Annotated in this window: 25 protein-coding genes and 1 pseudogene; 10 read left to right on the top strand and 16 right to left on the bottom strand. The window is 70.1% G+C overall.

What is annotated here, in order from left to right; genetic code table 11:
* Window positions 1–519: 519 nt before the first annotated feature.
* On the bottom strand, window positions 520–1,170 hold the full coding sequence (locus tag ACWD4J_RS03615) for a DNA-3-methyladenine glycosylase (protein WP_451393580.1): 651 nt from the start codon (window positions 1,168–1,170) through the stop codon (window positions 520–522).
* Window positions 1,171–1,370: 200 nt separating this feature from the next.
* Here ACWD4J_RS03615 and ACWD4J_RS03610 point away from each other — a divergent pair, with 200 nt between their 5' ends.
* From ACWD4J_RS03610 to ACWD4J_RS03600, 3 genes are all read left to right on the top strand, one after another.
* The gene (locus ACWD4J_RS03610; protein WP_451393579.1) at window positions 1,371–2,153 is read left to right on the top strand and encodes a sporulation protein; all 783 of its coding nucleotides are present in this window, start codon (window positions 1,371–1,373) and stop codon (window positions 2,151–2,153) included.
* A gap of 40 nt (window positions 2,154–2,193) precedes the next feature.
* A complete protein-coding gene (locus tag ACWD4J_RS03605; protein ID WP_451393578.1) occupies window positions 2,194–2,733 on the top strand; it encodes a YbhB/YbcL family Raf kinase inhibitor-like protein in 540 nt (179 codons plus the stop codon).
* A 240-nt stretch (window positions 2,734–2,973) separates the two neighbouring features.
* Window positions 2,974–3,480: an HNH endonuclease gene (locus ACWD4J_RS03600; RefSeq protein WP_451393577.1), complete on the top strand. Its 507-nt coding sequence runs from the start codon at window positions 2,974–2,976 to the stop codon at window positions 3,478–3,480.
* 83 nt (window positions 3,481–3,563) lie between these two features.
* Here the strand turns inward: ACWD4J_RS03600 and ACWD4J_RS03595 are convergent, their stop codons facing one another.
* From ACWD4J_RS03595 to ACWD4J_RS03585, 3 genes and pseudogenes are all read right to left on the bottom strand, one after another.
* Window positions 3,564–4,511, bottom strand: coding sequence for an SPFH domain-containing protein (locus ACWD4J_RS03595; RefSeq protein ID WP_451393576.1), 948 nt, complete (start codon window positions 4,509–4,511; stop codon window positions 3,564–3,566).
* A gap of 175 nt (window positions 4,512–4,686) precedes the next feature.
* Window positions 4,687–5,115: an NfeD family protein gene (locus ACWD4J_RS03590; protein WP_451393575.1), complete on the bottom strand. Its 429-nt coding sequence runs from the start codon at window positions 5,113–5,115 to the stop codon at window positions 4,687–4,689.
* A 383-nt stretch (window positions 5,116–5,498) separates the two neighbouring features.
* A pseudogene (locus tag ACWD4J_RS03585) lies at window positions 5,499–6,023 on the bottom strand (ABC transporter ATP-binding protein); the annotation flags it as partial.
* Between the two features lie 121 nt (window positions 6,024–6,144).
* Here ACWD4J_RS03585 and ACWD4J_RS03580 point away from each other — a divergent pair.
* Window positions 6,145–6,927, top strand: a complete 783-nt coding sequence (locus ACWD4J_RS03580) for a hypothetical protein (protein ID WP_451393574.1) — start codon at window positions 6,145–6,147, stop codon at window positions 6,925–6,927.
* 61 nt (window positions 6,928–6,988) lie between these two features.
* Here ACWD4J_RS03580 and ACWD4J_RS03575 read toward each other — a convergent pair whose 3' ends face one another.
* The 4 genes from ACWD4J_RS03575 to ACWD4J_RS03560 all read right to left on the bottom strand — a co-directional run bounded on the left by ACWD4J_RS03575 (window position 6,989) and on the right by ACWD4J_RS03560 (window position 9,680).
* Complete coding sequence (locus ACWD4J_RS03575) at window positions 6,989–7,228, bottom strand: chaplin family protein (protein WP_451393573.1); 240 nt, start codon at window positions 7,226–7,228, stop codon at window positions 6,989–6,991.
* Window positions 7,229–7,458: 230 nt separating this feature from the next.
* Entirely contained in the window at window positions 7,459–7,704 is a 246-nt protein-coding gene (locus tag ACWD4J_RS03570; RefSeq protein WP_451393572.1) for a chaplin, read from the bottom strand.
* Window positions 7,705–7,900: 196 nt separating this feature from the next.
* The gene (locus ACWD4J_RS03565) at window positions 7,901–8,542 is read right to left on the bottom strand and encodes a response regulator (protein ID WP_451393571.1); all 642 of its coding nucleotides are present in this window, start codon (window positions 8,540–8,542) and stop codon (window positions 7,901–7,903) included.
* Window positions 8,535–9,680: a GAF domain-containing sensor histidine kinase gene (locus ACWD4J_RS03560; protein WP_451393570.1), complete on the bottom strand. Its 1,146-nt coding sequence runs from the start codon at window positions 9,678–9,680 to the stop codon at window positions 8,535–8,537. Before ACWD4J_RS03560 ends, ACWD4J_RS03565 begins: the two co-directional genes overlap by 8 nt.
* Before the next feature lie 213 nt (window positions 9,681–9,893).
* On the opposite strand from ACWD4J_RS03560, the gene ACWD4J_RS03555 reads away from it, so the two are divergent.
* The 3 genes from ACWD4J_RS03555 to ACWD4J_RS03545 all read left to right on the top strand — a co-directional run bounded on the left by ACWD4J_RS03555 (window position 9,894) and on the right by ACWD4J_RS03545 (window position 12,754).
* Entirely contained in the window at window positions 9,894–10,619 is a 726-nt protein-coding gene (locus ACWD4J_RS03555) for an SDR family NAD(P)-dependent oxidoreductase (protein WP_451393569.1), read from the top strand.
* 32 nt (window positions 10,620–10,651) lie between these two features.
* Window positions 10,652–11,722 carry an S-adenosylmethionine:tRNA ribosyltransferase-isomerase gene (locus tag ACWD4J_RS03550; protein WP_451393634.1) on the top strand — a complete coding sequence of 357 codons (1,071 nt, stop codon included), beginning with the start codon at window positions 10,652–10,654 and terminating at the stop codon, window positions 11,720–11,722.
* Window positions 11,723–12,022: 300 nt separating this feature from the next.
* A complete protein-coding gene (locus ACWD4J_RS03545) occupies window positions 12,023–12,754 on the top strand; it encodes a transglycosylase SLT domain-containing protein (RefSeq protein ID WP_451393568.1) in 732 nt (243 codons plus the stop codon).
* Between the two features lie 119 nt (window positions 12,755–12,873).
* On the opposite strand, the gene ACWD4J_RS03540 is transcribed toward ACWD4J_RS03545, so the two are convergent.
* A complete protein-coding gene (locus tag ACWD4J_RS03540; protein WP_451393567.1) occupies window positions 12,874–15,408 on the bottom strand; it encodes an FHA domain-containing protein in 2,535 nt (844 codons plus the stop codon).
* Between the two features lie 265 nt (window positions 15,409–15,673).
* Here ACWD4J_RS03540 and ACWD4J_RS03535 point away from each other — a divergent pair, with 265 nt between their 5' ends.
* The gene (locus tag ACWD4J_RS03535) at window positions 15,674–17,518 is read left to right on the top strand and encodes a streptophobe family protein (protein ID WP_451393633.1); all 1,845 of its coding nucleotides are present in this window, start codon (window positions 15,674–15,676) and stop codon (window positions 17,516–17,518) included.
* 114 nt (window positions 17,519–17,632) lie between these two features.
* A complete protein-coding gene (gene serB, locus ACWD4J_RS03530; RefSeq protein WP_451393566.1) occupies window positions 17,633–18,838 on the top strand; it encodes a phosphoserine phosphatase SerB in 1,206 nt (401 codons plus the stop codon).
* Between the two features lie 141 nt (window positions 18,839–18,979).
* On the opposite strand, the gene ACWD4J_RS03525 is transcribed toward serB, so the two are convergent.
* The 4 genes from ACWD4J_RS03525 to ACWD4J_RS03510 form a co-directional block, all read right to left on the bottom strand.
* Window positions 18,980–19,501, bottom strand: coding sequence for a SixA phosphatase family protein (locus tag ACWD4J_RS03525; protein WP_451393565.1), 522 nt, complete (start codon window positions 19,499–19,501; stop codon window positions 18,980–18,982).
* A gap of 156 nt (window positions 19,502–19,657) precedes the next feature.
* A complete protein-coding gene (locus ACWD4J_RS03520) occupies window positions 19,658–19,873 on the bottom strand; it encodes a hypothetical protein (protein ID WP_451393564.1) in 216 nt (71 codons plus the stop codon).
* A 178-nt stretch (window positions 19,874–20,051) separates the two neighbouring features.
* A complete protein-coding gene (locus ACWD4J_RS03515; RefSeq protein WP_451393563.1) occupies window positions 20,052–20,168 on the bottom strand; it encodes an SGM_5486 family transporter-associated protein in 117 nt (38 codons plus the stop codon).
* Window positions 20,169–20,234: 66 nt separating this feature from the next.
* On the bottom strand, window positions 20,235–21,566 hold the full coding sequence (locus ACWD4J_RS03510; protein WP_451393632.1) for a CynX/NimT family MFS transporter: 1,332 nt from the start codon (window positions 21,564–21,566) through the stop codon (window positions 20,235–20,237).
* Between the two features lie 214 nt (window positions 21,567–21,780).
* Here ACWD4J_RS03510 and ACWD4J_RS03505 point away from each other — a divergent pair, with 214 nt between their 5' ends.
* Window positions 21,781–22,521 carry a FadR/GntR family transcriptional regulator gene (locus tag ACWD4J_RS03505; protein ID WP_451393562.1) on the top strand — a complete coding sequence of 247 codons (741 nt, stop codon included), beginning with the start codon at window positions 21,781–21,783 and terminating at the stop codon, window positions 22,519–22,521.
* Here ACWD4J_RS03505 and ACWD4J_RS03500 read toward each other — a convergent pair.
* The 3 genes from ACWD4J_RS03500 to fabG all read right to left on the bottom strand — a co-directional run bounded on the left by ACWD4J_RS03500 (window position 22,505) and on the right by fabG (window position 24,728).
* Window positions 22,505–22,825, bottom strand: coding sequence for a hypothetical protein (locus ACWD4J_RS03500; RefSeq protein WP_451393631.1), 321 nt, complete (start codon window positions 22,823–22,825; stop codon window positions 22,505–22,507). The genes ACWD4J_RS03505 and ACWD4J_RS03500 overlap by 17 nt on opposite strands.
* Before the next feature lie 410 nt (window positions 22,826–23,235).
* A complete protein-coding gene (gene fabI, locus ACWD4J_RS03495) occupies window positions 23,236–24,003 on the bottom strand; it encodes an enoyl-ACP reductase FabI (RefSeq protein ID WP_451393561.1) in 768 nt (255 codons plus the stop codon).
* A gap of 5 nt (window positions 24,004–24,008) precedes the next feature.
* Window positions 24,009–24,728: a 3-oxoacyl-[acyl-carrier-protein] reductase gene (gene fabG, locus ACWD4J_RS03490; RefSeq protein ID WP_451393560.1), complete on the bottom strand. Its 720-nt coding sequence runs from the start codon at window positions 24,726–24,728 to the stop codon at window positions 24,009–24,011.
* Between the last annotated feature and the right edge of the window lie 4 nt (window positions 24,729–24,732).

Genomic DNA, 24,732 nt, shown 5'->3' with positions numbered 1-24,732 from the left:
GAGACGGGGTATCAACATATCTGGCGTTGATTTTTGGCACGCTGTTGAGTTCTCAAGGAACGGACGCTTCCTTTGTACTCACCCGAGAGACTCTCTCAGGCTTTCCTCCGGGCGCTTCCCTTCGGTCTTGCGTTTCCGACTCTATCAGATCTTTCCGACCCGATTTCCTCGGTGCTTTCCAGGTTCTCGCTCTCGCGTTTCCCTTTCCGGCGTTTCCGACTCTATCAGACTCTTTCGGGCCTGATCCCCGGTCGGCGGGGCATCCCGCAAGCGGGATATTCACTCTTCGTCTTTTCGGCCTCGCGGCCTTTCGACATTCACTACGCTAGCTGATTCTCCCGGCTGCTCATAATCGAGCTTCACGAGTTCAGATTTCGGCATGCAAAAGGCACGCGAAATAAGCACCCGCTGATGGGGAGTCCTTGCTGAGTAGTGGGGTTTGGCCACTTCCGGCTGCTGACTGAACGCAGTACCCGGTTCAAGCGGCTCGGGCTACGTTACGCGTCCCCCAGGGGCGAGTCAAGTTCGGCGCCGGCGTGGCGTGTGGGCCCGATAGGGGCTGACCGTGGGGTCGTTGGCGATCCAGTAGCGCCAGGGGTGCGCCTCTCCGTCGCCTCCGTCGCCGGCCACTCCGGTGCGGGGACCATTGCGGATCTGGTCAGGACGGACCGGCGTACCCGTGAGGATGCTGAGCGGGGCGTCCCGGCCGGCGCATATGTCGCTGCCGTCGAGTGCTCGGTCGACACCGAGAGCCGTCGCCAGGCGAGCCGGACCTTTGGCCAGTTCCTTGTCGTTGCGGGCCGAGAGTCGGCGTCTGCGGGCGAGGTCGGCGCCCTCCGTGATCTCGCCGGCGCGGAGCAGGACCGCGCTCGCCCTGTCTTCGGGCCCGCACACCAGGTTCATGCAGTGCCACATGCCATAGGTGAAGTAGACGTACACATGGCCGGGCGGACCGAACATCACGTCGTTTCGGGGGGTGCGGCCGCGATACGCATGGGAGCCGGGGTCGTCCGGACCCGCGTACGCCTCGACCTCCGTGAGACGGAGTTCGATCGGGCCGTCCGGGGTGTTGCGCACGAGGATGCGGCCCAGGAGGTCCGGTGCGACCTGCAGGACGGGGCGGTCGAAGAACTCCCGGCTGAGGGGCGTACGGTCAGGGGCCGTGATCACGGCGTACGAGCGTAGTGCAACCGGTGTGCACGCGCGGGTGGCCATGGGCCCTTCTGCTTGCCAGGGTGTGGGCGCGGAACCGGCCGGGGGCCGACCGCGTTTCTAAGGATCAAGGATCAGAGGATCAAGGGCCCGAGGATCAGGGATCAGAGTGATCAGGGACGCGTCTGGCTGACGGGCGCGTCCTGGGGAGGAGAGATATGGGGTTCAAGAGGCTGCTGGCGAGCCTGGGAGCCGGTGGGGCGTCGGTGGAGACGGTCCTGACCGAGGCCAACGTGGTGCCGGGCGGTGTCGTCCAGGGCGAGGTCCGGATCCAGGGCGGATCCGTCGACCAGGAGATCGAGGGGCTCTCGGTCGGTCTTCAGGCCCGGGTCGAGGTCGAGGGGAACGACCAGGAGTACAAGCAGGACATCGAGTTCACCAAGGTTCGGCTCGGTGGTGCCTTCTCGCTGCAGGCAGGCGCGGTGCACGCGGTGCCGTTCGGGCTCGCGATCCCCTGGGAGACGCCGATCACCAGCTTCGCCGGGCGTCAGCTGCACGGCATGAACATCGGTGTGACGACCGAGCTGCAGATCGCGCGAGCCGTGGACTCCGGTGACCTGGACCCGATCAACGTGCATCCGCTGCCGGCGCAGCAGGCGATTCTGGACGCCTTCGGGCAGCTCGGGTTCCGGTTCAAGAACGCCGACATGGAGCGCGGTCACATCCGGGGTACGCGGCAGCAGCTGCCGTTCTACCAGGAGATCGAGTTCTTCCCGCCGGAGCAGTACCGCGGCCTGAACCAGGTCGAGTTGAGCTTCGTCGCGGACGACCGGGAGATGGACGTCATCCTGGAGATGGACAAGAAGCCCGGGCTCTTCAGCGAGGGCAGCGACTCGTACAAGGCGTTCAGGGTCGGGCTGCACGACTTCCAGGCGACCGACTGGGCGGCGTACCTCAATGAGTGGCTGTCCCAGGTCGGCAGCCGTCGTAACTGGTTCTAGGCTCGGAGCGGGAGACATCACCGATCCAGGAGGTTCCGACGTGACCGAGCTCAAGAGGGCACCGCTTCCGCATGACTTCCATCCGCCGGTGCCCTCGTTCACGGTCGTGAGCGATGACATCGAGCCGGGCGCGGTGCTGAAGGACGCTCAGGTCTACGCGGCCGGGAACACCTCGCCGCAGCTGCGGTGGGAGGGATTCCCGCCGGAGACCAAGAGCTTCGCCGTGACGTGCTTCGACCCGGACGCCCCGACGGGCAGCGGGTTCTGGCACTGGAGCGTGTTCGACATCCCGGCCTCCGTGACGGAGTTGCCCGTGGGTGCGGGCAGCGGCAAGTTCGAGGGGCTGCCCGAGGGCGCGATCCAGGTGCGCAACGACTACGGGACGAAGGACTTCGGGGGCGCCGCGCCGCCGCCCGGGGACCCGGCGCACCGGTATGTGTTCACCGTCTATGCGGTGGACCAGGAGAAGCTCGGTCCGGACTCCGACGCGTCGCCCGCCGTGGTCGGGTTCAATCTGCGTTTCCACACGCTGGCGCGTGCGCAGCTGATCGGTGAGTACGCATCGGGCGCCGAGGGATAGGCGTCCAGATATCCGCCGAGCATCGAACTGGATGTTCATGGAACGTTTGCCCGTCTCTGGTCTTGGAAGTGATCAGGGGCGGGCATTTTTGTTGCCGGGGGTCCCGGGGATCTGCGACGGAGTGGTGAGGTCGCATCGCCTCGGGAGGCACAGATATTGCGTTGTCCATCTCGGCGTGCCCGGCCAGAGTTGATCCCAGCCCGCCATGGGGGTGGGCCGGTGGCACGGGAGGTGGGCTGGATGCGGGACACGCTGGTACTGAACGCGAGCTTTGAGCCGCTGTCGACGGTGACGTTGAACCGAGCCGTCGTTCTGGTGCTCCAGGACAAGGCCGTTGTCGAGCAGGCCCACCCCGATCTCCGTATGCGGGCTGCCGCGGTGGATCTTCCCGTGCCGCGGGTGATCCGGTTGTGCAGGTATGTGAGGGTGCCGTTCCGAAGACAAGCACCGTGGTCGCGGCGCGGTGTTCTCGTACGGGACGGGCACAGGTGCGCGTACTGCGGGAAGCGGGCGACGACCGTGGACCATGTGGTGCCGCGGTCGCGGGGTGGCGCGGACAGCTGGCTGAACACGGTGGCCTCGTGCGCGGAGGACAACCACCGCAAGGCGGACCGTACGCCGGAGCAGGCGGGTATGCCGCTGCTGAGGGAGCCGTTCGAGCCGACGCCTGCCGATGCGATGCTGCTGGCGCTCGGGCACGACGACTTGGACGCCCTTCCTGAGTGGATGGCGCAGCCGGCTGCGTGACCGCACCGGTAGGACGACATGAAGGTGCCCCACCTCCTCTGGAGGTGGGGCACCTTCATGTCCTGGGGGGGCACCTTCGGGTGCTAGTCGATGCGCGGCTGCTCGCGGCGCTCGGTGCCGCTGCCATTGCCGCTGTGGCCGCCCGAACCCCCGTTCGCCGGGCCGAAGTTGCCGATGGCGCCGGACAGGCCCTTGAGGGCGTCGCCGATCTCGCTGGGGACGATCCAGAGCTTGTTGGCGTCGCCCTCGGCGATCTTCGGCAGCATCTGGAGGTACTGGTAGGAGAGCAGCTTCTGGTCGGGGTCGCCGGCGTGGATCGCCTCGAAGACCGTACGGACGGCCTGGGCCTCGCCCTCGGCGCGCAGGGCGGCAGCCTTGGCCTCACCCTCGGCGCGCAGGATCGCGGACTGCTTCTCACCCTCGGCGCGGAGGATCTCGGACTGCCGGACACCCTCGGCCTGGAGGATGGCGGCGCGCTTGTCACGGTCGGCGCGCATCTGCTTCTCCATCGAGTCCTGGATGGAGGTGGGCGGCTCGATGGCCTTGAGCTCGACGCGGTTGACGCGGATGCCCCACTTGCCGGTGGCCTCGTCGAGGACGCCGCGCAGGGCCGCGTTGATCTCCTCACGGGATGTGAGGGTCCGCTCGAGGTCCATGCCGCCGATGATGTTGCGCAGGGTGGTGACGGTGAGCTGCTCGATCGCCTGGATGTAGCTCGCCACTTCGTAGGTCGCGGCACGGGCGTCGGTCACCTGGTAGTAGATGACGGTGTCGATGTTGACGACCAGGTTGTCCTGGGTGATCACCGGCTGGGGCGGGAAGGGTACGACCTGCTCGCGGAGGTCGATGCGGTTGCGGATGGAGTCGATGAACGGGACGACGATGTTGAGTCCCGCGTTCAGCGTTCTCGTGTAGCGGCCGAAGCGCTCGACGATGGCGGCGCTCGCCTGTGGAATGACCTGGATCGTCTTGATCAGGGCGATGAAGACCAGCACCACCAGAATGATCAGGACGATGATGATCGGTTCCATCGTGGCTCCCCGTACCCTTCTTGACTCGTCATTTCCGTTGGATCCCGGGGGTGTTGGGACACCTCGGGCTCCTGGAGATCTTGCTGGTCGAGTCTGTCAGACCACCGCCTGCATCGGGAGGAGTTCGGTCGCATGACGTGACATCACCTACGAGATCATGCCCCGGATCCCCGCTTCACATGACGACGGCGGTGGCCCCGTCGATGTCCACGACATCCACCTCCTGGCCCGCCTCGTAGGCCTGTCCTGGGTCGAGTGCGCGTGCCGACCAGATCTCGCCGGCGAGTTTGATACGCCCTCCGGCCCCGTCCACTCGTTCGAGTACGACGGCTTGTCTGCCCTTCAGCGCCTCGACGCCCGTTGCCAATTGGGGGCGCTGGGCCAGGTGCCGGGCGGCGACCGGGCGTACGACGGCGATCAGAGCGACCGAGACGACGGCGAAGACGAGAACCTGGAGAACGATGCCGCCGTCGAGACTCGCGGTCACGGCGGCGGCGACGGCACCCACGGCAAGCATGCCGAATTCGGGCATCGCGGTCAGTACGAGCGGAATTCCCAGTGCAGCAGCGCCGATGAGCCACCACACCCACGCATCGATGTCCACATGGTCATGGTAAGACCGCGAGTCCGTCCGCGGACAGGGGTCCGATCCGGCCGCGCGGCCGGACGGCCCGGTCACGTCGGTCGGGCGGCCCGGTCGGGACGGTCAACGGAAGGGGGTCAGGACAGAGGCAGGCCCTGCGCCGTCCAGCGGTCGCCGTTCTGCTCGACGACCAGCGGAAGGCCGAAGCAGTGGGAGAGGTTGCGGGAGGTGAGCTCCAGCTCCAGCGGACCCGCGGCGATGACCTTGCCCTGGCGGATCATGAGGACGTGGGTGAAGCCGGGGGCGATCTCCTCGACGTGGTGCGTGACCATGATCATCGAGGGGGCGATGGGGTCCTTGGCCAGGCGGCCGAGGCGGCGTACGAGGTCCTCGCGGCCGCCGAGGTCCAGGCCCGCCGCCGGCTCGTCGAGGAGGAGCAGCTCAGGGTCGGTCATCAGGGCGCGGGCGATCAGGGTGCGCTTGCGCTCGCCCTCGGAGAGGGTGCCGAACTTGCGGTCCAGGTAGTCGCTCATGCCGAGGCGGTCGAGGAAGGCGCGGGCGCGCTGCTCGTCGACGTCCTCGTAGTCCTCGTGCCAGCCGGCGGTCATGCCGTAGGCCGCGGTGAGCACGGTCTGCAGGACGGTCTGGCGCTTGGGGAGCTTTTCGGCCATGGCGACGCCGGCCACGCCGATGCGCGGGCGGAGCTCGAAGACGTCCACCTTGCCGAGGGTCTCGCCGAGGATGGTGGCGGTGCCCTTGCTCGGGAAGAGGTAGCTGGACGCGACATTCAGGAGGGTCGTTTTCCCGGCACCGTTCGGGCCGAGGATCACCCAGCGCTCCCCCTCCTTGACCGACCAGGAGACCTGGTCCACCAGAGCCCGGCCCTCGCGGACCACGGATACGTCCTCCAGCTCCAGTACATCGCTCATGAGCGCACTGTCTCCCATTGCAGTCTCGGCTGTCGCGTGCGCCTGTGGGCGCAGCCCCCAGGGAAAACCTACGCCACCGGTCGCGCGCTCCGGCCGCTAGGCCGGTCCTTAGGCTGGGCGCATGCTCTCGGAACCACGCTCAGGACGGCTGGCCGCATGGGGAAACGCCCTTTTGGCCGGGTTTGCTGCACCCGACGATGCCGCGGAGGCCATCGTCGGCGATGATGCGATCCACCGGGTGGAGGGGCTCCCCGGGGAGACTGCTCCGGTCGGGTTGACGCTCGCGCTGGGGCGGTTGCGTGCCCTGGGGACGACGGGCCTGCGGGTCGCGTTGCCCGCGCCCGGGCATCCGCTGGGGTTGAGCGGCCCGCCCGAGTTCAACGCGCGGGCGCTGGAGGCGGAGGAGGCGGTCGTCTGCCAGGGCGCTGCGCTGGGGCTCGTGCCGGAGGTGCACGAGGTGGGGCCCGAGGGCGACGTCCATGTGGAGGTCGTCTGGCACTGCCTGCCCGTACGGGAGGCCCCACCGGCCGATGTGCCGTCGCTCGGTGAGGCCGAACGGGAACTGGCAGAGGCGTTGCGGGAGGCGACGGCGGTGCTGTCGCGGCTCGACGTCGCCGCGTCGGGCCCGGTCGCGGAGGCGGCGATCGACGCGTACCGGGCGCGGGCCGAGCAGGGCGGCGAGGTGCTCGCGCCGGGCTACCCGCCGAGGGCGGTGCGGGTCCTGGAACTGGCGCAGCGCGTGGGGCTGCTGATCTCGGTGGCGTACGAGAACGGGCAGGGCGGGGCCGTGAGCGCTTCGGAGATGGCGGCGCGGGCCGAGGCCCTGCGTCCTGTGGAACGCACCGCGCGCCGGGCGCAGGTCGCCGCCTACAACGCGTACGTGGAGGAGCGGGAGCGGGGGTAGACGCGAGGGGCCCCGCGAACCCGCTGAGGTTCGCGGGGCCCGAGACCCGAGACCGGGGGCGTCAGCTGTTCGACCCCGAGTTGTCGGAAGCCGGATTGCCCACACCGATCACGTTGACGGTGTTGCCGACGACATTGACAGGCACGTGGACCGGGACCTGAACGAGGTTGCCCGAGAGGATTCCGGGCGACCCGCTGGTCGTCCCGCCGGCGTTGGCGTCCGCGACCGCGGCGCCTGCGGAGGCGCCCGCGGCGATACCGGCGACGGCGAGGGTCAGGGCTGCCTTCTTGGCGATGTTCATGGGAAGCGTTCCTCCTGCTGAGCGTTCCGACCCCGTATCCACGGGGGCCGCATGCACTGGGGAACGGCACCGGTCGGGCCGATGGCACGGGGTGCACGGCCGATGTACCCATAAGGCGCACACATGGGCACGGATCAGACCAATGAGCAGATCATCCGATCCCGGGGAACGCGGACCGGCCCTCGGGGTACCCCGAGGGCCGGTGGTCGACGATGGACCCGAGGCGCTTGTCAGCCGTTGAACCCGGAGTTCCCGAAGGCCGGGTTCAGGGCACCGACGACGCTCACGGTGTTGCCGACCACGTTCACCGGGACGTGGACCGGCACCTGGATCAGGTTGCCGGAGCCGATGCCCGGCGAGTGGCTGGCGCTGCCGCCCGCGTACGCACCGTCGGTGGCCGAGGCCATACCAGCACCGGCGGCAACCAGACCCCCCGCCACCATCGTGACGGCCATGACCTTCTTCAGGTTCTTCACTTTCCTGGACCCTCCTAGCGATCACTGCGGCGAAGTGCCGCAGCACGCCTGGAGAACGGCCGGGGCCTCACACGGGATGCGCCATCAGAGGGGCATCTACACGACAGTATGAATCTCACTCCGGAACGGAACCTTCCGCGTCACCGCCCGCTCCGCGTGCCCTGTCAGCTGGAGTCAGGGCGATCAGCTGCGGAGATCAGCCGGTCACACCGTGTCGCACGGCCCACAGCGCGGCCTGGGTGCGGTCCGCGAGGTCGAGCTTCATCAGGATGTTCGACACGTGCGTCTTGACCGTCTTCTCGGAGAGGACGAGGGCGCGGGCGATCTCCCGGTTCGAGCGCCCGTCCGCGATCAGGCCCAGCACCTCGCGCTCGCGCTCGGTGAGCGAGCCGCCCCTCCCCTGCCCGCTGCCGGTCTCGTCCTGGGACAGCAGGGCACCGGCGACCTCCGGCTGCAGCAGCACATGGCCGGCGTGGACCGAGCGGATGGCTCCGGCGAGGGCGTCCGGGTCGATGTCCTTGTATACGTACCCGGCGGCGCCCGCCCGGAGAGCGGGGACGACCGTGCGCTGCTCGGTGAAGCTGGTGACGACGAGCACACGCGCGGGGTTGTCGAGCTCGCGGAGTTTACGCAGGGCGTCTATGCCGTCCATGCCGGGCATCTTGATGTCCATCAGGACGACGTCCGGCTTGAGCTCCTCGGCCAGGGCGATCCCTGCGGCGCCGTCGGCCGCCTCCCCCACGACCTCGATGTCGTCCTGCACCTCGAGGAAGGTACGCAGGCCGCGACGGACCACCTGGTGGTCGTCGACGAGCAGCACCCTGATCGGTTCAGCCACCGGGGACCTCCATCTCGATCGTGGTGCCCTTGCCGGGCGCCGACTCCACCGTCAGTGTGCCGCCGACGCCGCTTGCCCGGTCGCGCATGGACACGAGGCCGAGGTGGCGCCCCGCGCGTCGTATGGCCTTCGGGTCGAAGCCGCTGCCGTCGTCGGTGACGCGGAGCACCGCGCCGGGGCCGTGCTTGGCGAGGAGGACGTTCACGCGCCCGGCGCCGGAGTGGCGCAGCGCGTTGTGCAGGGCTTCCTGGGCGACCCGCAGCATGGCCTCCTCCTGTGCGGCGGGCAGGGCGCGCACCCCGCAGGCATCGAAGGCGACCCGCGCGGAGTGGGCGCGGTCGAGGACCTGGACCTGCGTGCGCAGCGTGGCGACCAGGCCGTCCTCGTCGAGGGCGGCCGGGCGCAGCTCGATGACGGCGGCGCGCAGTTCGTCCGCGGCCTCCGCCGCGAGCGCCGCCACGTGCTGCAGCTCGCCCTTGGCGCGTGACGGGTCGCGGTCGACGAGGGCGGTCGCGGCCTGGGCGGTCAGGCGCAGCGAGAAGAGCTTCTGGCTGACGGCGTCGTGCAGCTCATGGGCGAGGCGGGAGCGCTCCTCGGCGATGGTGAGCTCGCGGCTGCGCTCGTACAGCCGGGCGTTGGTGAGGGCGATGGCGGCGTGCTGGGCGAGGATCGACAGCAACTCCTCGTCCTCCTCGGTGAAGCCGCAGCCGCCTTCGGGTTTGGGGCACCTCTTGTTGGCGAGGAAGAGGGCGCCGATGGTCTCGTCACCGTCGCGGATGGGGAGGCCGAGGAAGTCGGACATGTCCGGGTGGGCGGCGGGCCAGCCCTCGAAACGGGGGTCGTTGCGTACGTCGGCGAGGCGCTGAGGCTTCGCCTCGTGCAGCATCGCCGCGAGGATGCCGTGCTGGCGCGGGAGCGGGCCGATGGCCCGCCACTGTGCGTCGCTGACTCCGTCGACCACGAACTGCGCGAAACCGCCGTGGTCGTCCGGGACGCCGAGCGCCGCGTACTCCGCGTCGAGCAGCTCGCGGGCCGAGGCGACGATCGTCTTGAGGACGTCGCGCACCTCGAGGTGCCTGCTCATGGCCAGCAGCGCGGAGCTCACCGCGTACAGGCCGGACCGGGGGCCGTGACTCATGGCTTCACCGTACCGGCGGGGTGTGGCACGGCGTATCGGTCCTGTGGCGGCGGCGGACTAGTGCGCGGGGCTTAGGGCGAAGGGCCCTCACGTTCCCCGGCCCGCGGACGAGGTGCCGGGAGCGGGTCCGTTCCTACGTTGAGGGCGGCCGGGGAGCCGGCCGGAGGCAGCCGCCGGTACGGCGGTGCCCGGTGCGATGAGGGGACGGATGTCATGCCGGTGGCGATCGTTACGGGTGCTTCGAGGGGTTTCGGGCGTGCGCTGGGTGCAGCCCTGGCGGAGCGGGGCTGGGATCTCGTACTGAGTGCGCGGTCCGCTGGGCCGCTGGAGAGGACGGCGCGGGAGGTGGGCGGGCATGGAGTCCGGGTGGTGGCCCTGGCGGGGGACGTCACGGACGGCGGACACCGTGCTGAGCTGGTGGCCGCCGCACGCGGGCTCGGCGGCCTCGATCTGCTCGTGAACAATGCGGGGATCCTGGGCGCGGAGCCGCTGGTACGCCTCGGCAGCCAGCCGCTGGACGGATTCAGGGCCGCGCTGGAGACCAATGTGGTGGCGCCTCTCGGGCTGCTGCAGGAGGCGCTGCCGCTGCTGCGTGCGGCGCCCGCCGGTGCCGTGATCAATCTGAGCTCCGACGCGGCGGTGGAGGCGTACCGGACGTGGGGTGCCTACGGAGCGACGAAGGCGGCCCTGGACCAGCTGTCGGCCGTACTGGCGGTGGAGGAGCCGGAGCTGCGGGTCTGGTGGGTCGATCCGGGCGGAATGCGTACGGACATGCTGGCCGCGGCGGAACCCGACGAGGATCTGTCGCAGACGCCCACGCCCGAGGAGATCGCTCCTGTCTTCCTGCGGCTGCTGGACGGGCGGCCGGCGAGTGGCCGGTACACCGCTTCCTCCCTTGTGGAGACACCCTCGGCCGTCGAGACACCCTCGGTGCGGTGACGGCCGTGGCTGCACGAACGACGACCGTGGCGATGGTGCCGGAGGAGCTGTCGGCGCGGGTGCCGGCCGAGCAGCGCGGGCCCGGACTCGACCGGGACGCGGTGCGGCTGCTGGTGTCGCGCGGCACGGAGGTGTCGCACCACGGCTTCGTGGATCTGCCGCGGCTGCTGCGCGCGGGCGATCTGCTCGTCGTCAACACGTCGCCGACGCTGGCCGCCGCCGTCGACGGTCGGATCGGGCACGCGCGCGTGGTGGTGCACTTCTCGACGCGGGGCGACGACGGCCGGTGGGCCGTGGAGCTGCGCGATCCGGACGGCAGGGGCACCACGCGCGCGCGTGCCGGCGGGCCCGCGGGAACAGTGGTGGAGCTGCCCGGGGGCGCGCACCTCGTATATGAGGAGCCGCTGAGCCCGGGGAGCGGGCGGCTGTGGTGGGCCCGGCTGCCGGGAGATGAGGTGCCCGCGCTGCTGCGGCGGCACGGCCGGCCCATCCGCTACTCCTATACGGAGCGGGACCAGCCGCTCTCCGCGTATCAGACGGTGTTCGCACTGCCGTCGGCCGACGGGTCGGGGAGCGCGGAGATGCCGAGCGCGGCCCGGCCCTTCACCGCGCGTCTGGTCGTGGAGCTGGTGAGCAGGGGCGTTCAATTCGCACCTATCACTTTGCACACGGGAGTCGCGTCGGCGGAGGTGCACGAACCGCCGTATCCGGAGCGGTTCACGGTGCCGGAGACCTCGGCCCGGCTCATCAACGCGGTGCGGCAGGCGGACGGGCGGGTCATCGCGGTCGGCACCACGGCCGTGCGCGCGGTGGAGTCGGCGACCGGCCCCGACGGGGTCGTCCGGGCGGCGTCGGGCTGGACGGACCTGGTGGTCACGCCGGAGCGCGGCGTGCGCGCGGTCGACGGCCTGCTGACCGGACTGCACGAGCCTCAGGCCTCTCACCTGCTGATGCTCGAGGCGATCGCCGGGCGGCGGGCGATCGGCCGTGGTTACGGGGAAGCACTGCACCACGGCTATCTGTGGCACGAGTTCGGCGACACCCACCTCCTGCTGCCCGAAATGTCCCACCACGGAGAGCGTCGCGGCGGAAGCGCTGAGTGAGAAACACATGGGCGCCATGTGAGCCCGCGCATAGGGCGCACATCACGTACGAAGAGGGGTAGTAGCGGGCGAAAACGCCCATCACTGGCGTAAGAGGGGTTTTACCGCGATCCGCCCGTTTCGTGATCCACTACCGCGGATCGTACGTCACACCTTTGCCCCGGGATTTTGCGGCCGCTAAGAATGGCTGCCGTCGCCTGGTGCCGCGGAAAAGCAACGGAGCTTACCCGCGGCGCTTGTGCCGGAAACCCGTCCCACCGGCCGAGAGCGACTCCAGCTACTCGAAGAGGTCCTACACCCATGTCGATCTTCCATGCCAAGTCCGGTGATCGCCGTCTGAAGAAGTCCCAGAAGTTCGCCCTCGCCGGTGTCGCCACGCTCGGTGCCGCGGCCATGGCCTTCACCGTCGTACCCGCCTCCCACGGCGAGGTCCAGGAAGCCCAGGCGGTCGCCGCGACGACCCCGGTCGGCCTGGTCGCCGCCGGCGCCACCAAGGACATCAAGGCGAGCGTCACCGACCAGCTGGCGAACGCCAACCTGAAGGCCCAGGACGCCGCCGCCCGCCTGAAGGCGCAGCAGGAGGCCGCCGCCAAGCAGAAGGCCGAGGCCGAGGCCAAGGCGGAGGCCCAGCAGGAGCGCAACATCGCCCCGGCCGTGAGCCGCTCGGCGGAGCGCACCGCGGTGGCCACCCCGATCGCGGTGAAGACCTACGCCAACAACCTCGACGGCTGGATCCGCCAGTCCCTCGACATCATGAAGAAGCACAAGATCCCGGGCACCTACAACGGGCTGTACCGCAACATCATGCGTGAGTCCTCGGGCAACCCGATGGCCATCAACAACTGGGACATCAACGCCATCAACGGTGTCCCGTCGAAGGGTCTGCTCCAGGTCATCCAGCCGACCTTCAACACGTACCACGTCTCCGGCACGTCCTGGGACATCTACAACCCGGTCGCCAACATCACCGCTGCGGCCAACTACGCGGCCCACCGTTACGGGTCGATCGACAACGTCTTCAGCGCCTACTGAGTCTCTTCGGGACCTCTGGGCCTCAGTAAGACGCTGAAGTAACGCCGAAGGGCGGCACCCCCGCGGGGTGCCGCCCTTCGCGTTGTGCGACCCGTGGTCCGGGCAGGTGCGGCAGGCACCTACTTGCGCATGACCTCCGGCTCGTGGCGGCGCAGGAAGCGGGCCACGAGGAAGCCGCACAGCACGCCGAGGGCGAGCAGCGCTCCCATGTCGACGAACCACTGGGACGCCGCGTGGTCCCACAGCGGGTCCGTGCTGCCCGGGTCGTCGGTGTTGGGGCTGACGAGGTTGAAGTCGAGCGTCGCGCCCGCGGCCGCCACCGCCCAGCGGGACGGCATCAGATACGAGAACTCGTTCACACCGGGACTGCCGTTCAGGATGAAGAGGCAGCCGGTGAAGACGACCTGGACGATCGCGAACATCACCAGCAGCGGCATGGTCTTCTCAGCCGTCTTCACCAATGCGGAGATGATCAGGCCGAACATCATCGAGGTGAAGCCGAGCGCCATGACCGGCAGAGACATCTCGAGGAGCGTCAGCTTGCCGAGGACCAGGCCCTCCTTGGGGATCTCGCGGGGCGTGAAGCCGATGCCGCCCACGATCGCGCCCTGGATCACGGTGATCATGCCGAGGACGATGACCTTGGACATCAGGTACGCCGATCGGGACAGGCCGGTGGCGCGCTCCCGCTCGTAGATCACGCGTTCCTTGATCAGCTCACGGACGGAGTTGGCGGCGCCGGCGAAGCAGGCGCCCACGGCGAGGATCAGCAGGACGGTGGTGGCCGTGCCGTTGGGGACGAGGGTGCCGTTGGCACGCGGCGGGTTGGGCAGCAGACCCTGGTCGGGGTCGATGAGCAGGCTGACCGTGCCGAGCACCGCCGGCAGGGCCAGCATCAGCGCCATGAAGCCCTTGTCGGACGCGATCACCGAGGTGTATCGGCGGACCAGGGTCCACAGCTGGGACCCCCAGCTCTGCGGCTTGGGCGGGCGGACGGCCTGGGGCGGCGGCGCCTGCATCGACTGCGGGGCGACGGCGTCGATGTCCGCGGCGTACATCTGGTAGTGCTGCGAGCCTTTCCAGCGGCCCGCCCAGTCATAGTCGCGGTAGTTCTCGAAGGCGGAGAAGACGTCGGCCCAGGTGTCGTAGCCGAAGAAGTTCAGCGCCTCCCCGGGCGGGCCGAAGTAGGCGACCGCGCCGCCCGGGGCCATCACCAGCAGCTTGTCGCAGAGCGCCAGCTCGGCGACGGAGTGCGTGACGACCAGGACCGTACGGCCGTCGTCGGCGAGGCCGCGCAGCAGCTGCATGACGTCGCGGTCCATGCCCGGGTCGAGACCGGAGGTCGGCTCGTCCAGGAAGATCAGGGACGGCTTGGTCAGCAGCTCCAGGGCGACCGAGACGCGCTTGCGCTGGCCGCCGGAGAGCGAGGTGACCTTCTTGTCCTTGTGGATGTCCAGCTTGAGCTCGCGCAGGACCTCGTCGATACGGGCCGAGCGCTCGGCCTGCGTGGTGTCCGCGGGGAAGCGCAGCTTGGCCGCGTACTTGAGGGCCTTCTGGACGGACAGCTCCTTGTGCAGGATGTCGTCCTGCGGGACGAGACCGATGCGCTGGCGCAGCTCGGCGAACTGCTTGTACAGGTTCCGGTTGTCGTAGAGGACGTCTCCCTGGTCGGCCGGGCGGTAACCGGTGAGCGCCTTCAGGAGCGTGGACTTGCCGGAGCCGGACGGGCCGATGACCGCGACGAGGGACTTCTCCGGGACGCCGAAGGAGACGTCCTTGAGGATCTGCCTGCCGCCGTCGACGGTGACGGTGAGATGGCGCGCGGAGAAGGAGATCTCACCGGTGTCGACGAACTCCTCGAGGCGGTCGCCGACGAGGCGGAACGTCGAGTGGCCGACACCGACGATGTCGTTCGGGCCGAGGAGTGCGGAGCCGCCCTTGGGGATCGGCTGGCCGTTGACGTATGTGCCGTTGTGGGAGCCGAGGTCGCGTATCTCGAAGCGGCCGTCGGGCGTCGCGTGGAACTCGGCGTGGTGGCGCGAGACCTGGAGGTCGGCGACGACCAGGTCGTTCTCGAGCGCACGGCCGATGCGCATCACGCGGCCGAGTGCCAGCCGGTGGAACGTGGTGGGGCTGCGGTCGCCGTAGACCGGTGGGGCGTCCGCGCCCCCGGCCCCCGGTCCCTGCTGGTGCGGGATCCCCGGGGCTGCCTGCTTCGGCTGCGGCCATGCCTGCTGGGGAGCCTGCTGCTGCGGAAACTGCTCCTGCGGGGCCTGCTGGGCCCAGCCCGGGCCGCCGGCCGGCGACTGCTGCGCGGGCTGCTGGGCCTGCTGCGGCGTCGCCATGGCGGCGGCACCCTGGACGTTCAGCCGCGGGCCGTCCGTCGGGTTGCCGAGGTGCACGGCAGAGCCCGGGCCTATCTCCATGTGGTGGATGCGCTGGCCCTGTACATAGGTGCCGTTCGTGCTGCCGTGGTCCTCGATGACCCAACTCCGGCCACCCCAGCTGATCGTGGCGTGACGCCAGGAGACGCGGGCGTCGTCGAACACGATGTCACCCTGCGGATCGCGCCCGAGGGTGCAGGGCCTGGACGAATCGAGCGTCCAGGTTTGTCCGTTCCGTTCCAGTACGAGTTCAGGCGCTCCATACCCCACTGATTGTCCCCCCGATTTCCCCGAGTTGCCCCGTCTATGGCGAGTCTAGGGATGTCTAACATCGTGAGGAACTATTCCAGGCTGAGCGGTCCGTCCGAAACCCGGCTCTTGTGAGGAGTGCGCATACCCCTCCCCGGTCGCCCGGTTGACGGGGCAGATACCGGCCCGGAGAGTGGTAAGCGCCTACGAGTGCACACGGATCATGATCATCCTGAGCGAACTGGGCATCGCTGTACAGATCGGCGGTACGGATCGGGGGGTCCTGATGGAGACCGGCGGGCGTAAGAGCGATGTCAACGGCCCCAGGGGAAGCGTGCGTTGGGCGGACGTGCTCCTCTCCGCGACAGCTGCCGTGAGCTGGGCCTTGATCGGTATGGCGGTCACAGCGGCACTCGGGCTGCATCTGCTGGGCGCCGATGCGGCGGGGTCGCTCGGGCCGATGACAGCTGCCGTGGTGGCGCTCGCCTCGGGCGGGTCGGTCACGCCGTCCGGGGACGTGTCGGCGTTCGGGCTGGAGGGCGCTCAGGCGGACACGGCCATCGATATCACGCCACTCGGCGTGGGTCTGGTGGGTGCGCTGCTGCTGGTGCATTTCTTTCTGCGGTCCTTGCGGGGAGCGGGGGTTGTGATCTCCCCCGCCGAACTCCTCGCGCGCGTGGGGACGGTCGCCGTGCTGTTCCTGGCGATGCTCGGCGGGCTCGCCTGGGCGGGTCATGACGTCATCACGATCGACGGCGGCGCGCTCGGTCTGGACGGACTGCCGGGCGGTGATCTGCCGGGTGATCCCGGTGGCACAGGTGACGGTCTGGGGCTCGGGGACATCGGCGGCCTCCTGCCGGACCGGCTCGGCGATCTCGCGAGCGCGAAGGCCTCGGTCGGTTTCACCGTGGACACGGCGCCCACGCTGCTCGGCGGCGCCGCCTGGGTGGTGGGCGTCCTGCTGATCGCACTGCTCGCCTCGCGCCGGACGCCGCTGCCGCGCGGCTGGGACGCCGTGCACCGTGTGGTGCGGCCGGCCGCGTCGGCGCTGGTCGACGTATTACTGGTGGCCGTCGCCGCGGGCCTCGCCGCGGCGGTGTTCGCGCTGATCGGCGACGACCACCCGCGGCGGATCGCGGGCGCCGCGCTGCTGGGTGCGCCGGGCGGCGTCTGGCTGGGCATCCCGCTGGGGCTGTTCGTGCCGTGGGACGGCCGGGCGACGGGTGAGCTGGCACGGCTTCTGCCGGATCCGCTGGACGAGCTGTTACGCGTCTCGGCCGACGAGCCGGTCACGCTGGGGCGTCTTGCCGAACTGCACGGCTCGGTGTGGCTGCTGGGGGTCGCGGCTGCGGCGATGATGCTGTTCGCGGGGGTGCTCACCGCTGTGCGCACGCCCCTCGCGGGTGGCGTGCGCATCCCTGACCCGGGCCATGTGGGGGCGGCGGGTGCGGTCGGCTCCTCGGCTGGTGCCAGCGGAGCCGGGGCCGGCGGCCGGGGCGGTACCGGCGGCCGGGCCGGTACGGGAACGGGTCCGGTACGCGACCGCGGTGGCCGAGGCGCCCTCGGGTTCGCCGGACGGTGCGCGCTGCGGCTCGGCGTCGTGACGGCACTGGGGCTGCCCCTCCTCGTATGGCTGACGGAGGTGTCCGTGGGCGCCTCCCTGTCGGTGCTCGGCTTCGACGCCTTCGGTGCCGGGATCGAACTGCACGGGAGGGCGGGGACGGCCGTGCTGCTGGGCGCGGCGTGGGGCGCGGGCGCCGGCGCGGCGGGAGCCCTGCTCGCGTACGCCACGAGCAAGGCGGGCACGCGCGCGGCACCTTTCGCCCTGGCCGGGTACGCCGGCTCGGGCGGCCCCCCGGACGGTACGTATCCACTCGCGTACAGCTCGGGTCCGTACAACCCCGGCAGCCCCTACCGCCCCTCCCACAACGAGACCAACCCCTACCTCCGGCCGCCCGACGACGTGTACGGCGCGCCCACCGTGATGGGGCCGATCACGCCGCCCCCTCCCCGGCCGACGCCGCGGCCCCGGGACGCGGGGTGGCCGCCGCCTCCCCCACCTCCGCCTCCTCCGTCGCCTCCCGAGGACGGCCCGCCGCCACCGGGACCGCCGGGGGGCCGCCGACGCTGAGAGCTGCCTGTTCACCTAGTGGGCACCCGGGCGTCGGCCCCTGTTCCAGCCCTCTGTCCGGTACGCGGACCACGGGCGCGGAAGGCACGGGGCGGCGGATACGGTGGTGACATCATGAGCGCTTCGCAGACCTCTGACATCCCCACTCTTCTGGTCAAGATCTTCGGCAAGGACCGGCCGGGGATCACCGCCGGCCTGTTCGACACCCTCGCCGCCTACTCGCTCGACGTCGTCGACATCGAGCAGGTGGTCACCCGTGGCCGCATCGTCCTGTGCGCGCTCGTGACCAAGCCGTCGGCCGCCCTCGAGGGCTCCCTACGGGCCACCGTCCACAGCTGGGCGGAGTCCATGAAACTGCAGGCGGAGATCATCTCCGGGATCGGTGACAACCGTCCCCGCGGCCTCGGGCGCTCGCACGTGACCGTGCTCGGGCATCCGCTCACCGCCGAGTCGACGGCCGTGATCGCCGCACGGATCACCTCGACGGGCGGCAACATCGACCGTATCTTCCGCCTGGCGAAGTACCCCGTGACAGCCGTCGAGTTGATGGTCTCCGGCGTGGAGACCGAGCCGCTGCGCACCGCGCTCGTGACCGAGGCCGCCGCGCTCGGCGTCGATATCGCGGTGGTGGCGGCGGGGCTGCACCGACGGGCGCAGCGCCTCGTCGTCATGGACGTCGACTCGACCCTCATCCAGGACGAGGTGATCGAGCTGTTCGCCGCCCACGCGGGCTGCGAGGACAAGGTCGCCGAGGTCACGGCAGCCGCGATGCGCGGTGAGCTCGACTTCGAGCAGTCGCTGCACGCGCGCGTGGCGCTCCTCGAGGGGCTCGACGCGTCGGTCGTGGACAAGGTACGCAGCGAGGTGCGGCTCACGCCCGGTGCCCGCACCCTGATCCGTACGCTCAAGCGGCTCGGCTACCAAGTCGGTGTGGTCTCCGGCGGATTCACGCAGGTCACGGACGACCTGAAGGAACGTCTCGGCCTCGACTTCGCCCAGGCCAACACGCTGGAGATAGTCGACGGGAAGCTCACGGGCCGCGTCACCGGCGAGATAGTGGACCGGGCGGGCAAGGCGCGGCTGCTCCGCCGGTTCGCCGCGGAGGCCGGGGTGCCGCTCGCCCAGACCGTGGCGATCGGCGACGGCGCCAACGACCTCGACATGCTGAACGCCGCCGGACTCGGCGTCGCCTTCAACGCCAAGCCGGTCGTACGCAAGGCCGCGCACACCGCGGTGAACGTGCCGTTCCTCGACACGGTGCTGTACCTGCTGGGCATCACGCGCGAAGAGGTCGAGGCCGCGGACATGCACGACGACTGACGCGATCAGCGACACGAGGACGGCGAACGGGGCCGGCACCGCTGTGGTGCCGGCCCCGTTCGCCGTCGTTGGGAGTGTCCGGGTAAGGGGGGTCCGGGTACGGGTACGCGCATGAGCGCGCGTCGCGAGGGACGAGAAGGGCTACGCCCCGCCCGGCGCCCAGTAGCCGACGAGCGTGCCCACGCCCGGTTCGACCGACTTCCACGGACCGGGGATCGAGAGCACCGCGAAGGCCGAGGTCGGGAAGCCGCGGCGGCTCATACGCTGCTGGGCGTCGCCCTCCGCCTGGCCGGCGAGGATCTCGGTGAGCCCCTGCACACCGGGGTTGTGGCCGATCAGGATGGCGTTATGCACGTCCTCGGGGATCTCGTTGAGCACGGCGATGAGCTCGCCCGGCGAGGCTTCGTAGACCCGCTCCTCGTAGACCGTCTTGGGCCGGTGCTGGAGCTCGTGCACGGCGAGCTTCCAGGTCTCGCGGGTCCTGGCCGCGGTCGAGCAGAGGGCGAGGTCGAAGGAGATGCCGGTGTCGGCCAGCTTTCGGCCTGCTACGGGGGCGTCCTTGCGGCCCCGCTCGGCGAGCGGCCGCTCGTGGTCGGACACCTGTGGCCAGTCGGCCTTCGCATGTCGGAAAAGGACAATCCTGCGGGGGTCTGCGACGCTCATGGGTCCCAGCTTCGCATGAAACAGGCCATGGAGCGCAGGGAGTTGACGCGGTCTCCCCGACGTGGTTGACGCCCTGCGGGCAGGTGGCCCAAGGGCTGATGCCGCACGGGTGCCTGTGCCTGGTCGGCGCCGGTCGACCGGTGTGACGCGGACGCCTCAGGGGACCTGCCTGAGGACCGCCTGCTGCATGCGCTCGAAGACATGGGTGATCGAGGGGTCGCCGCTCGCCGCCTGGGCGTCGGCCGGGTTGAGCACCAGCATCAGCAGGGCCGCGAAGGCGATCGCGGGGAGAACGACGGCCCACCAGGGCAGCCGGGGCACGGCGCCGCCCGTGCGTGCCGGATGGGGCCGGGAGTGCGCAGGGGCCGACATGCCGCCTCCATGGTCCTCGAGAAGTCCTTGCCGCGTCGTCGCGTCCACATCTCGAAGCTACGGAGTACGCACCCTTCAGCCCATCCGGTGATCCACCCACTTGACCCTGACACTGACCCCCTAGGGGGTGGTGGGGACAACCCCACCGAGTCCCGCGCCGGGTCACGGGAGCGGGGGCTCAGGGAGAGGCGATCGACGCGATGATGCCGATGATCACGGTGATGGCCAGCATGGCGCCGAACACGAGGAGCAGCTTCCTCTGGCCGTTCTGGGGATTGGGATCGAGCACAGGCATGCGGCAAGTGTCGCACCCGTGATACGGCGGGCTGCCGCCGGGGTGAGCGGGGACCACTCCGGCGGCTCAGGCCGCTACGCGCGCCTCGCACTCATCCTCGACCGTCCGGTTGCGGCCCGCCAGGACGCCCATGACGATCTGCGGGATCATCAGCGCCGCCATGAGTGCGAGGGGCAGGCCCCAGCCGCCGCTGTGCTGGTAGAGGACGCCCACGAGCAGCGGGCCCGGGATGGAGATCAGGTAGCCCGTGCTCTGGGCGAAGGCGGAGAGCCTCGCGACACCTGCCGACGTACGGGAGCGCATCCCGACCAGGGTGAGCGCCAGCGGGAAGGCGCAGTTGGAGATGCCGAGCAGGAGCGCCCAGGCCCAGGCGCCGCCGGCGGGCGCGAGGTAGAGGCCGGCGTATCCGGCGAGGCCGCAGAGTCCGATGGCGACCACGATGGGGCCCTGCTGGGGCAGCCGGGTGGCCACCCGTGGGATGACGACGGAGAGCGGTACGCCGATCGCCATGGTGGCGGCCAGCAGCAGACCGGCGGTGCCCGCCGACACCCCGGCGTCGCGGAAGATCTGCGCCATCCAGCCCATCGTGATGTACGCGGCCGTGGCCTGGAGCCCGAAGAAGACGGCGAGCGCCCAGGCGGTACGGCTACGGGCGATCCGGAGCCCGTCGGGTGCGCGGCCGGGCCCGTTCTCGGCCCCGCTCGGCACGCCGACGCCGGACGCGTCACCGGTTCCCGTCGCGCCGCCCGAGCGGAACGTACCGCCCGCTCCCGACTGATCACCGGTCCCGGTCCGCCCCGCTCCCCGGGCACCCACGAACGGGAGCCACGGCAGTACGGCGGCCACGGCCAGCACGGCCCAGACGGCGAGCCCCGGCTGCCAGCGGCCGCCCAGCGCGTCGGCGATCGGCACGGTGGCCGCGGCTGCGAGGGAGGTGCCGAGCGCGAGCGCCATCGAGTAGAGGCCGGTCATCGAGCCGACGCGGTCCGGGAACCAGCGCTTGACGATCACGGGCATCAGGATGTTGCTCACGGCGATGCCCATCAGGGCGAGGGCGCTCGCCGCGAGAAACCCGGCCGTGCCGCCGGCGTACGGCCGGACGGCGAGTCCCGCCGCGATCGCGGCCATACCGGCGCAGACCACCGCGACAGGGCCGAAGCGACGGGCGAGACGCGGGGCCATGACGCCGAAGACGGCGAAGCAGAGCGGCGGCACGGAGGTGAGCAGGCCGGCGACGGTGCCGCTCATACCGAGGCCGTCGCGTACCTCTTCGAGGAGGGCGCCGAGGCTCGTGATGGCCGGGCGGAGGTTGAGTGCGGACAGCACGAGGCCGAGGATCACAAGCCGCGTCGTCCACGCGCGCGTGGCCGGTCGTCCGGAAGCGGCACCTGCGGTCATGGAGGCACCGGTGGTCGTGTCCTCGGAGGCGTCAGCAGTGGCCACGGCCGCACCACGGACCCTGGTCGCACGTGCCGATGCCGGTGGGGTCGACGCCATCGTCGACATCGTCGGTGATTCCTCGCTAGCCATGCCGACCATCATAGAATCATGGGATGATTGACTGTCCACCCCTCGTCACGGCCGCCCGGCCGACTCCGCCCGAAGGACCGTCATGCCGTTGAGTCACGCACGCCGATCGGTGCTCTCGGAGCAGGTCATCGCCGCGCTGCGGAACCAGATCAGCTCGGGCGAGTGGCCTGTCGGTTCCCGTATCCCGACCGAGCCGGAGCTCGTCGAGCAGCTCGGCGTCGCCCGCAACACTGTCCGCGAGGCGGTGCGCGCGCTCGCGCACAACGGGCTGCTCGACATCCGCCAGGGGTCCGGAACCTATGTGGTGGCGACCAGCGAGCTGGCGGGCGTGATGCATCGTCGGTTCGCGGACGCCGACCCGCGGCACATCGCCGAGCTGCGCTCCACGCTGGAGTCCAGCGCGGCCCGGCTGGCCGCCGAGCGGCGCACCGAGCGGGACCTCAAACAGCTCGACGCGCTGCTGCTGCGCCGCGAGGAGGCGTGGGAGTCCGGCGATACGGAGGCCTTCGTGACGGCCGACGCGACGTTCCACATGGCGGTGGTGGCCGCTTCCCACAACGACGTGATGACCGCGATGTACGCGGATCTCGGCGAGGTGCTGCGCGACTGGCTGCGCGAGGACGTCGGCGAGAAGCTGACGCCCGAGAACCACATGGACCACACGCGGCTGGTGGATGCGATCCGCACGGGCGACGCGGAGGCGGCCGCTTCCGAGGCCGCCGGTTATCCGTTCCTGTGCCGCCCCGGTCGTCTCCGCGGCGGAAGCCGTACCGCCGACGACACATCCGACGGCCAGGAACGTCCCGTCACCGCTCGTGGCTGACCCACACCGAGCGGACCTCCTTCCAGCACCGCCCGGTGAGCCGGACCGTCATGGCGGGCTCGGCCACGACGGGGGCGCTGTCGCTGTCGAGGTCCCACCAGCGGTCGCACTCGATGTGCAGCGTCACCCGGTCGGTCTCGGCATTCGGGTTGTGGCAGTAGGCCGTCACCTGGGAGCCGTCGATGCTGGTGCGGCACTCCGATCCGAAGGCCTCCGGCACGGCTTTGTCGCCCTCCACGCGCGCGTGCTCGCGCGCGGATTCTTCCGAGCCGTTCGATGAGGCGAGGAACGGCAGGACGGCGATGAGGGCGAGAGCGGCGAGAACCGCCCCGGGGAGCGCGGCGTAGCCGCTCCAGCGGAGCCGGTGCCCGGACCCTCGGTGGAACACGCGCACAAGGGGTACCTCCTCGGCCGTACTGCGGCAGTCGGCGAGGCCGCCGCGGCTGCACCACAAGGGGGAATGCCTTTTTGGGAGAAACCTGGGGAACCTCCGGGAGAACTCGGACTTCTCGATATCTCGACTTCTCGTACTCCAGAGTGCGCGGTTTCGCGCCCCGGCCGCCCGTCGGGTGGGCCGAACAGGTGACGCCCCGCCCCCGCGCAGTGCGGGAGACGGGGCGCCGCCTATGTGTGAACTTGTGAACGCACGACCGTAGCCGCATCCTGAACCGCGAACATGGCCGCGACCTCGGCCGTACGAAGGTGCCGGGCCGCTCAGGCGCCGATCGCGTGCAGACCGCCGTCGACGTGGATGATCTCGCCGGTGGTCTTGGGGAACCAGTCCGACAGCAGGGCCACGACGCCGCGGCCGGCCGGCTCGGGGTCGGTGAGGTCCCACTCCAGGGGGGCGCGGGTGTCCCACACGGAGGCCAGCTCGCCGAAGCCCGGGATGGACTTGGCGGCCATGGAGCCGATCGGGCCGGCCGAGATCAGGTTGCAGCGGATGTTCTGCTTGCCGAGGTCGCGCGCCATGTAGCGGCTGGTGGCCTCGAGCGCCGCCTTGGCCGGGCCCATCCAGTCGTACTGCGGCCAGGCGTACTGCGCGTCGAAGGTGAGGCCGACGACCGAGCCGCCGTTCTGCATCAGCGGCAGACAGGCCATGGTCAGCGACTTCAGCGAGAACGCGGAGACGTGCATGGCCGTCGAGACCGACTCGAAGGGCGTGTTGAGGAAGTTGCCGCCGAGCGCGTCCTGCGGCGCGAAGCCGATGGAGTGGACGACACCGTCGAGGCCGCCGAGCTCCTCGCCCACGATGTCGGCGAGGCGGCCCAGGTGCTCGTCGTTGGTGACGTCGAGCTCGATGACCTTGGTGGGCTTGGGCAGCTTCCTGGCGATGCGCTCGGTGAGCGTGGGCCGCGGGAAGGCGGTGAGGATGATCTCGGCACCCTGCTCCTGGGCCAGCTTCGCGGCGTGGAAGGCGATGGAGGACTCCATCAGCACACCGGTGATCAGGACGCGCTTGCCGTCGAGGATTCCACTCATGGTGATCAGTGACCCATTCCCAGTCCGCCGTCAACCGGAATGACGGCTCCAGTGATGTACGAAGCGTCGTCGGAGGCGAGGAACCGCACCGCGGCGGCGATCTCCTCGGGCTGCGCGTACCGGGCGAGCGGCACCTGCGACAGGATGCCCTCGCGCTGCTCGTCGGAGAGCGCCTTGGTCATGTCGGTGTCGACGAAGCCGGGGGCGACGACGTTGAAGGTGATGTTGCGCGACCCGAGCTCACGGGCGAGGGAGCGCGCGAAGCCGACCAGGCCCGCCTTGGACGCGGCGTAGTTGGCCTGGCCGGCCGAGCCGAGCAGGCCCACGACGGAGGAGATCAGCACGACGCGGCCCTTCTTGGCGCGCAGCATGCCGCGGTTGGCGCGCTTGACGACCCGGAAGGTGCCGGTGAGGTTGGTGTCGAGGACGGAGGTGAAGTCGTCCTCGGACATGCGCATCAGCAGCTGGTCCTTGGTGACACCGGCGTTGGCGACGAGCACCTCGACGTTGCCGTGCTCGGCCTCGATCTCCTTGTAGGCCTGCTCCACCTGCTCGCTGTCGGTGATGTCGCACTTGACTGCCAGGCAGCCCAGTTCCGTCAGGGCGGCCGGCGGCTCACCCGAGCGGTACGTGATCGCGACCTTGTCGCCTGCCTCCGCGAAAGCGCGGGCGATGGCGAGGCCGATGCCCCGGTTTCCTCCGGTGACGAGAACCGAGCGGCTCAACGGA

The organism is Streptomyces sp. NPDC002577, from assembly GCF_053594815.1.
This window is presented reverse-complemented; position numbering and strand designations above follow the sequence as displayed.

Coding starts and splice junctions, on each gene's coding strand:
- ACWD4J_RS03610 (WP_451393579.1), top strand. CDS start 1,371: ATGGGGTTCAAGAGGCTGCTGGCGAGCCTGGGAGCCGGTGGGGCGTCG.
- ACWD4J_RS03600 (WP_451393577.1), top strand. CDS start 2,974: ATGCGGGACACGCTGGTACTGAACGCGAGCTTTGAGCCGCTGTCGACG.
- ACWD4J_RS03595 (WP_451393576.1), bottom strand. CDS start 4,511: ATGGAACCGATCATCATCGTCCTGATCATTCTGGTGGTGCTGGTCTTC.
- ACWD4J_RS03580 (WP_451393574.1), top strand. CDS start 6,145: ATGCTCTCGGAACCACGCTCAGGACGGCTGGCCGCATGGGGAAACGCC.
- ACWD4J_RS03575 (WP_451393573.1), bottom strand. CDS start 7,228: ATGAACATCGCCAAGAAGGCAGCCCTGACCCTCGCCGTCGCCGGTATC.
- ACWD4J_RS03560 (WP_451393570.1), bottom strand. CDS start 9,680: ATGAGTCACGGCCCCCGGTCCGGCCTGTACGCGGTGAGCTCCGCGCTG.
- ACWD4J_RS03555 (WP_451393569.1), top strand. CDS start 9,894: ATGCCGGTGGCGATCGTTACGGGTGCTTCGAGGGGTTTCGGGCGTGCG.
- ACWD4J_RS03550 (WP_451393634.1), top strand. CDS start 10,652: ATGGTGCCGGAGGAGCTGTCGGCGCGGGTGCCGGCCGAGCAGCGCGGG.
- ACWD4J_RS03545 (WP_451393568.1), top strand. CDS start 12,023: ATGTCGATCTTCCATGCCAAGTCCGGTGATCGCCGTCTGAAGAAGTCC.
- ACWD4J_RS03535 (WP_451393633.1), top strand. CDS start 15,674: ATGGAGACCGGCGGGCGTAAGAGCGATGTCAACGGCCCCAGGGGAAGC.
- serB (WP_451393566.1), top strand. CDS start 17,633: ATGAGCGCTTCGCAGACCTCTGACATCCCCACTCTTCTGGTCAAGATC.
- ACWD4J_RS03525 (WP_451393565.1), bottom strand. CDS start 19,501: ATGAGCGTCGCAGACCCCCGCAGGATTGTCCTTTTCCGACATGCGAAG.
- ACWD4J_RS03520 (WP_451393564.1), bottom strand. CDS start 19,873: ATGTCGGCCCCTGCGCACTCCCGGCCCCATCCGGCACGCACGGGCGGC.
- ACWD4J_RS03515 (WP_451393563.1), bottom strand. CDS start 20,168: ATGCCTGTGCTCGATCCCAATCCCCAGAACGGCCAGAGGAAGCTGCTC.
- ACWD4J_RS03510 (WP_451393632.1), bottom strand. CDS start 21,566: ATGACCGCAGGTGCCGCTTCCGGACGACCGGCCACGCGCGCGTGGACG.
- ACWD4J_RS03505 (WP_451393562.1), top strand. CDS start 21,781: ATGCCGTTGAGTCACGCACGCCGATCGGTGCTCTCGGAGCAGGTCATC.
- fabI (WP_451393561.1), bottom strand. CDS start 24,003: ATGAGTGGAATCCTCGACGGCAAGCGCGTCCTGATCACCGGTGTGCTG.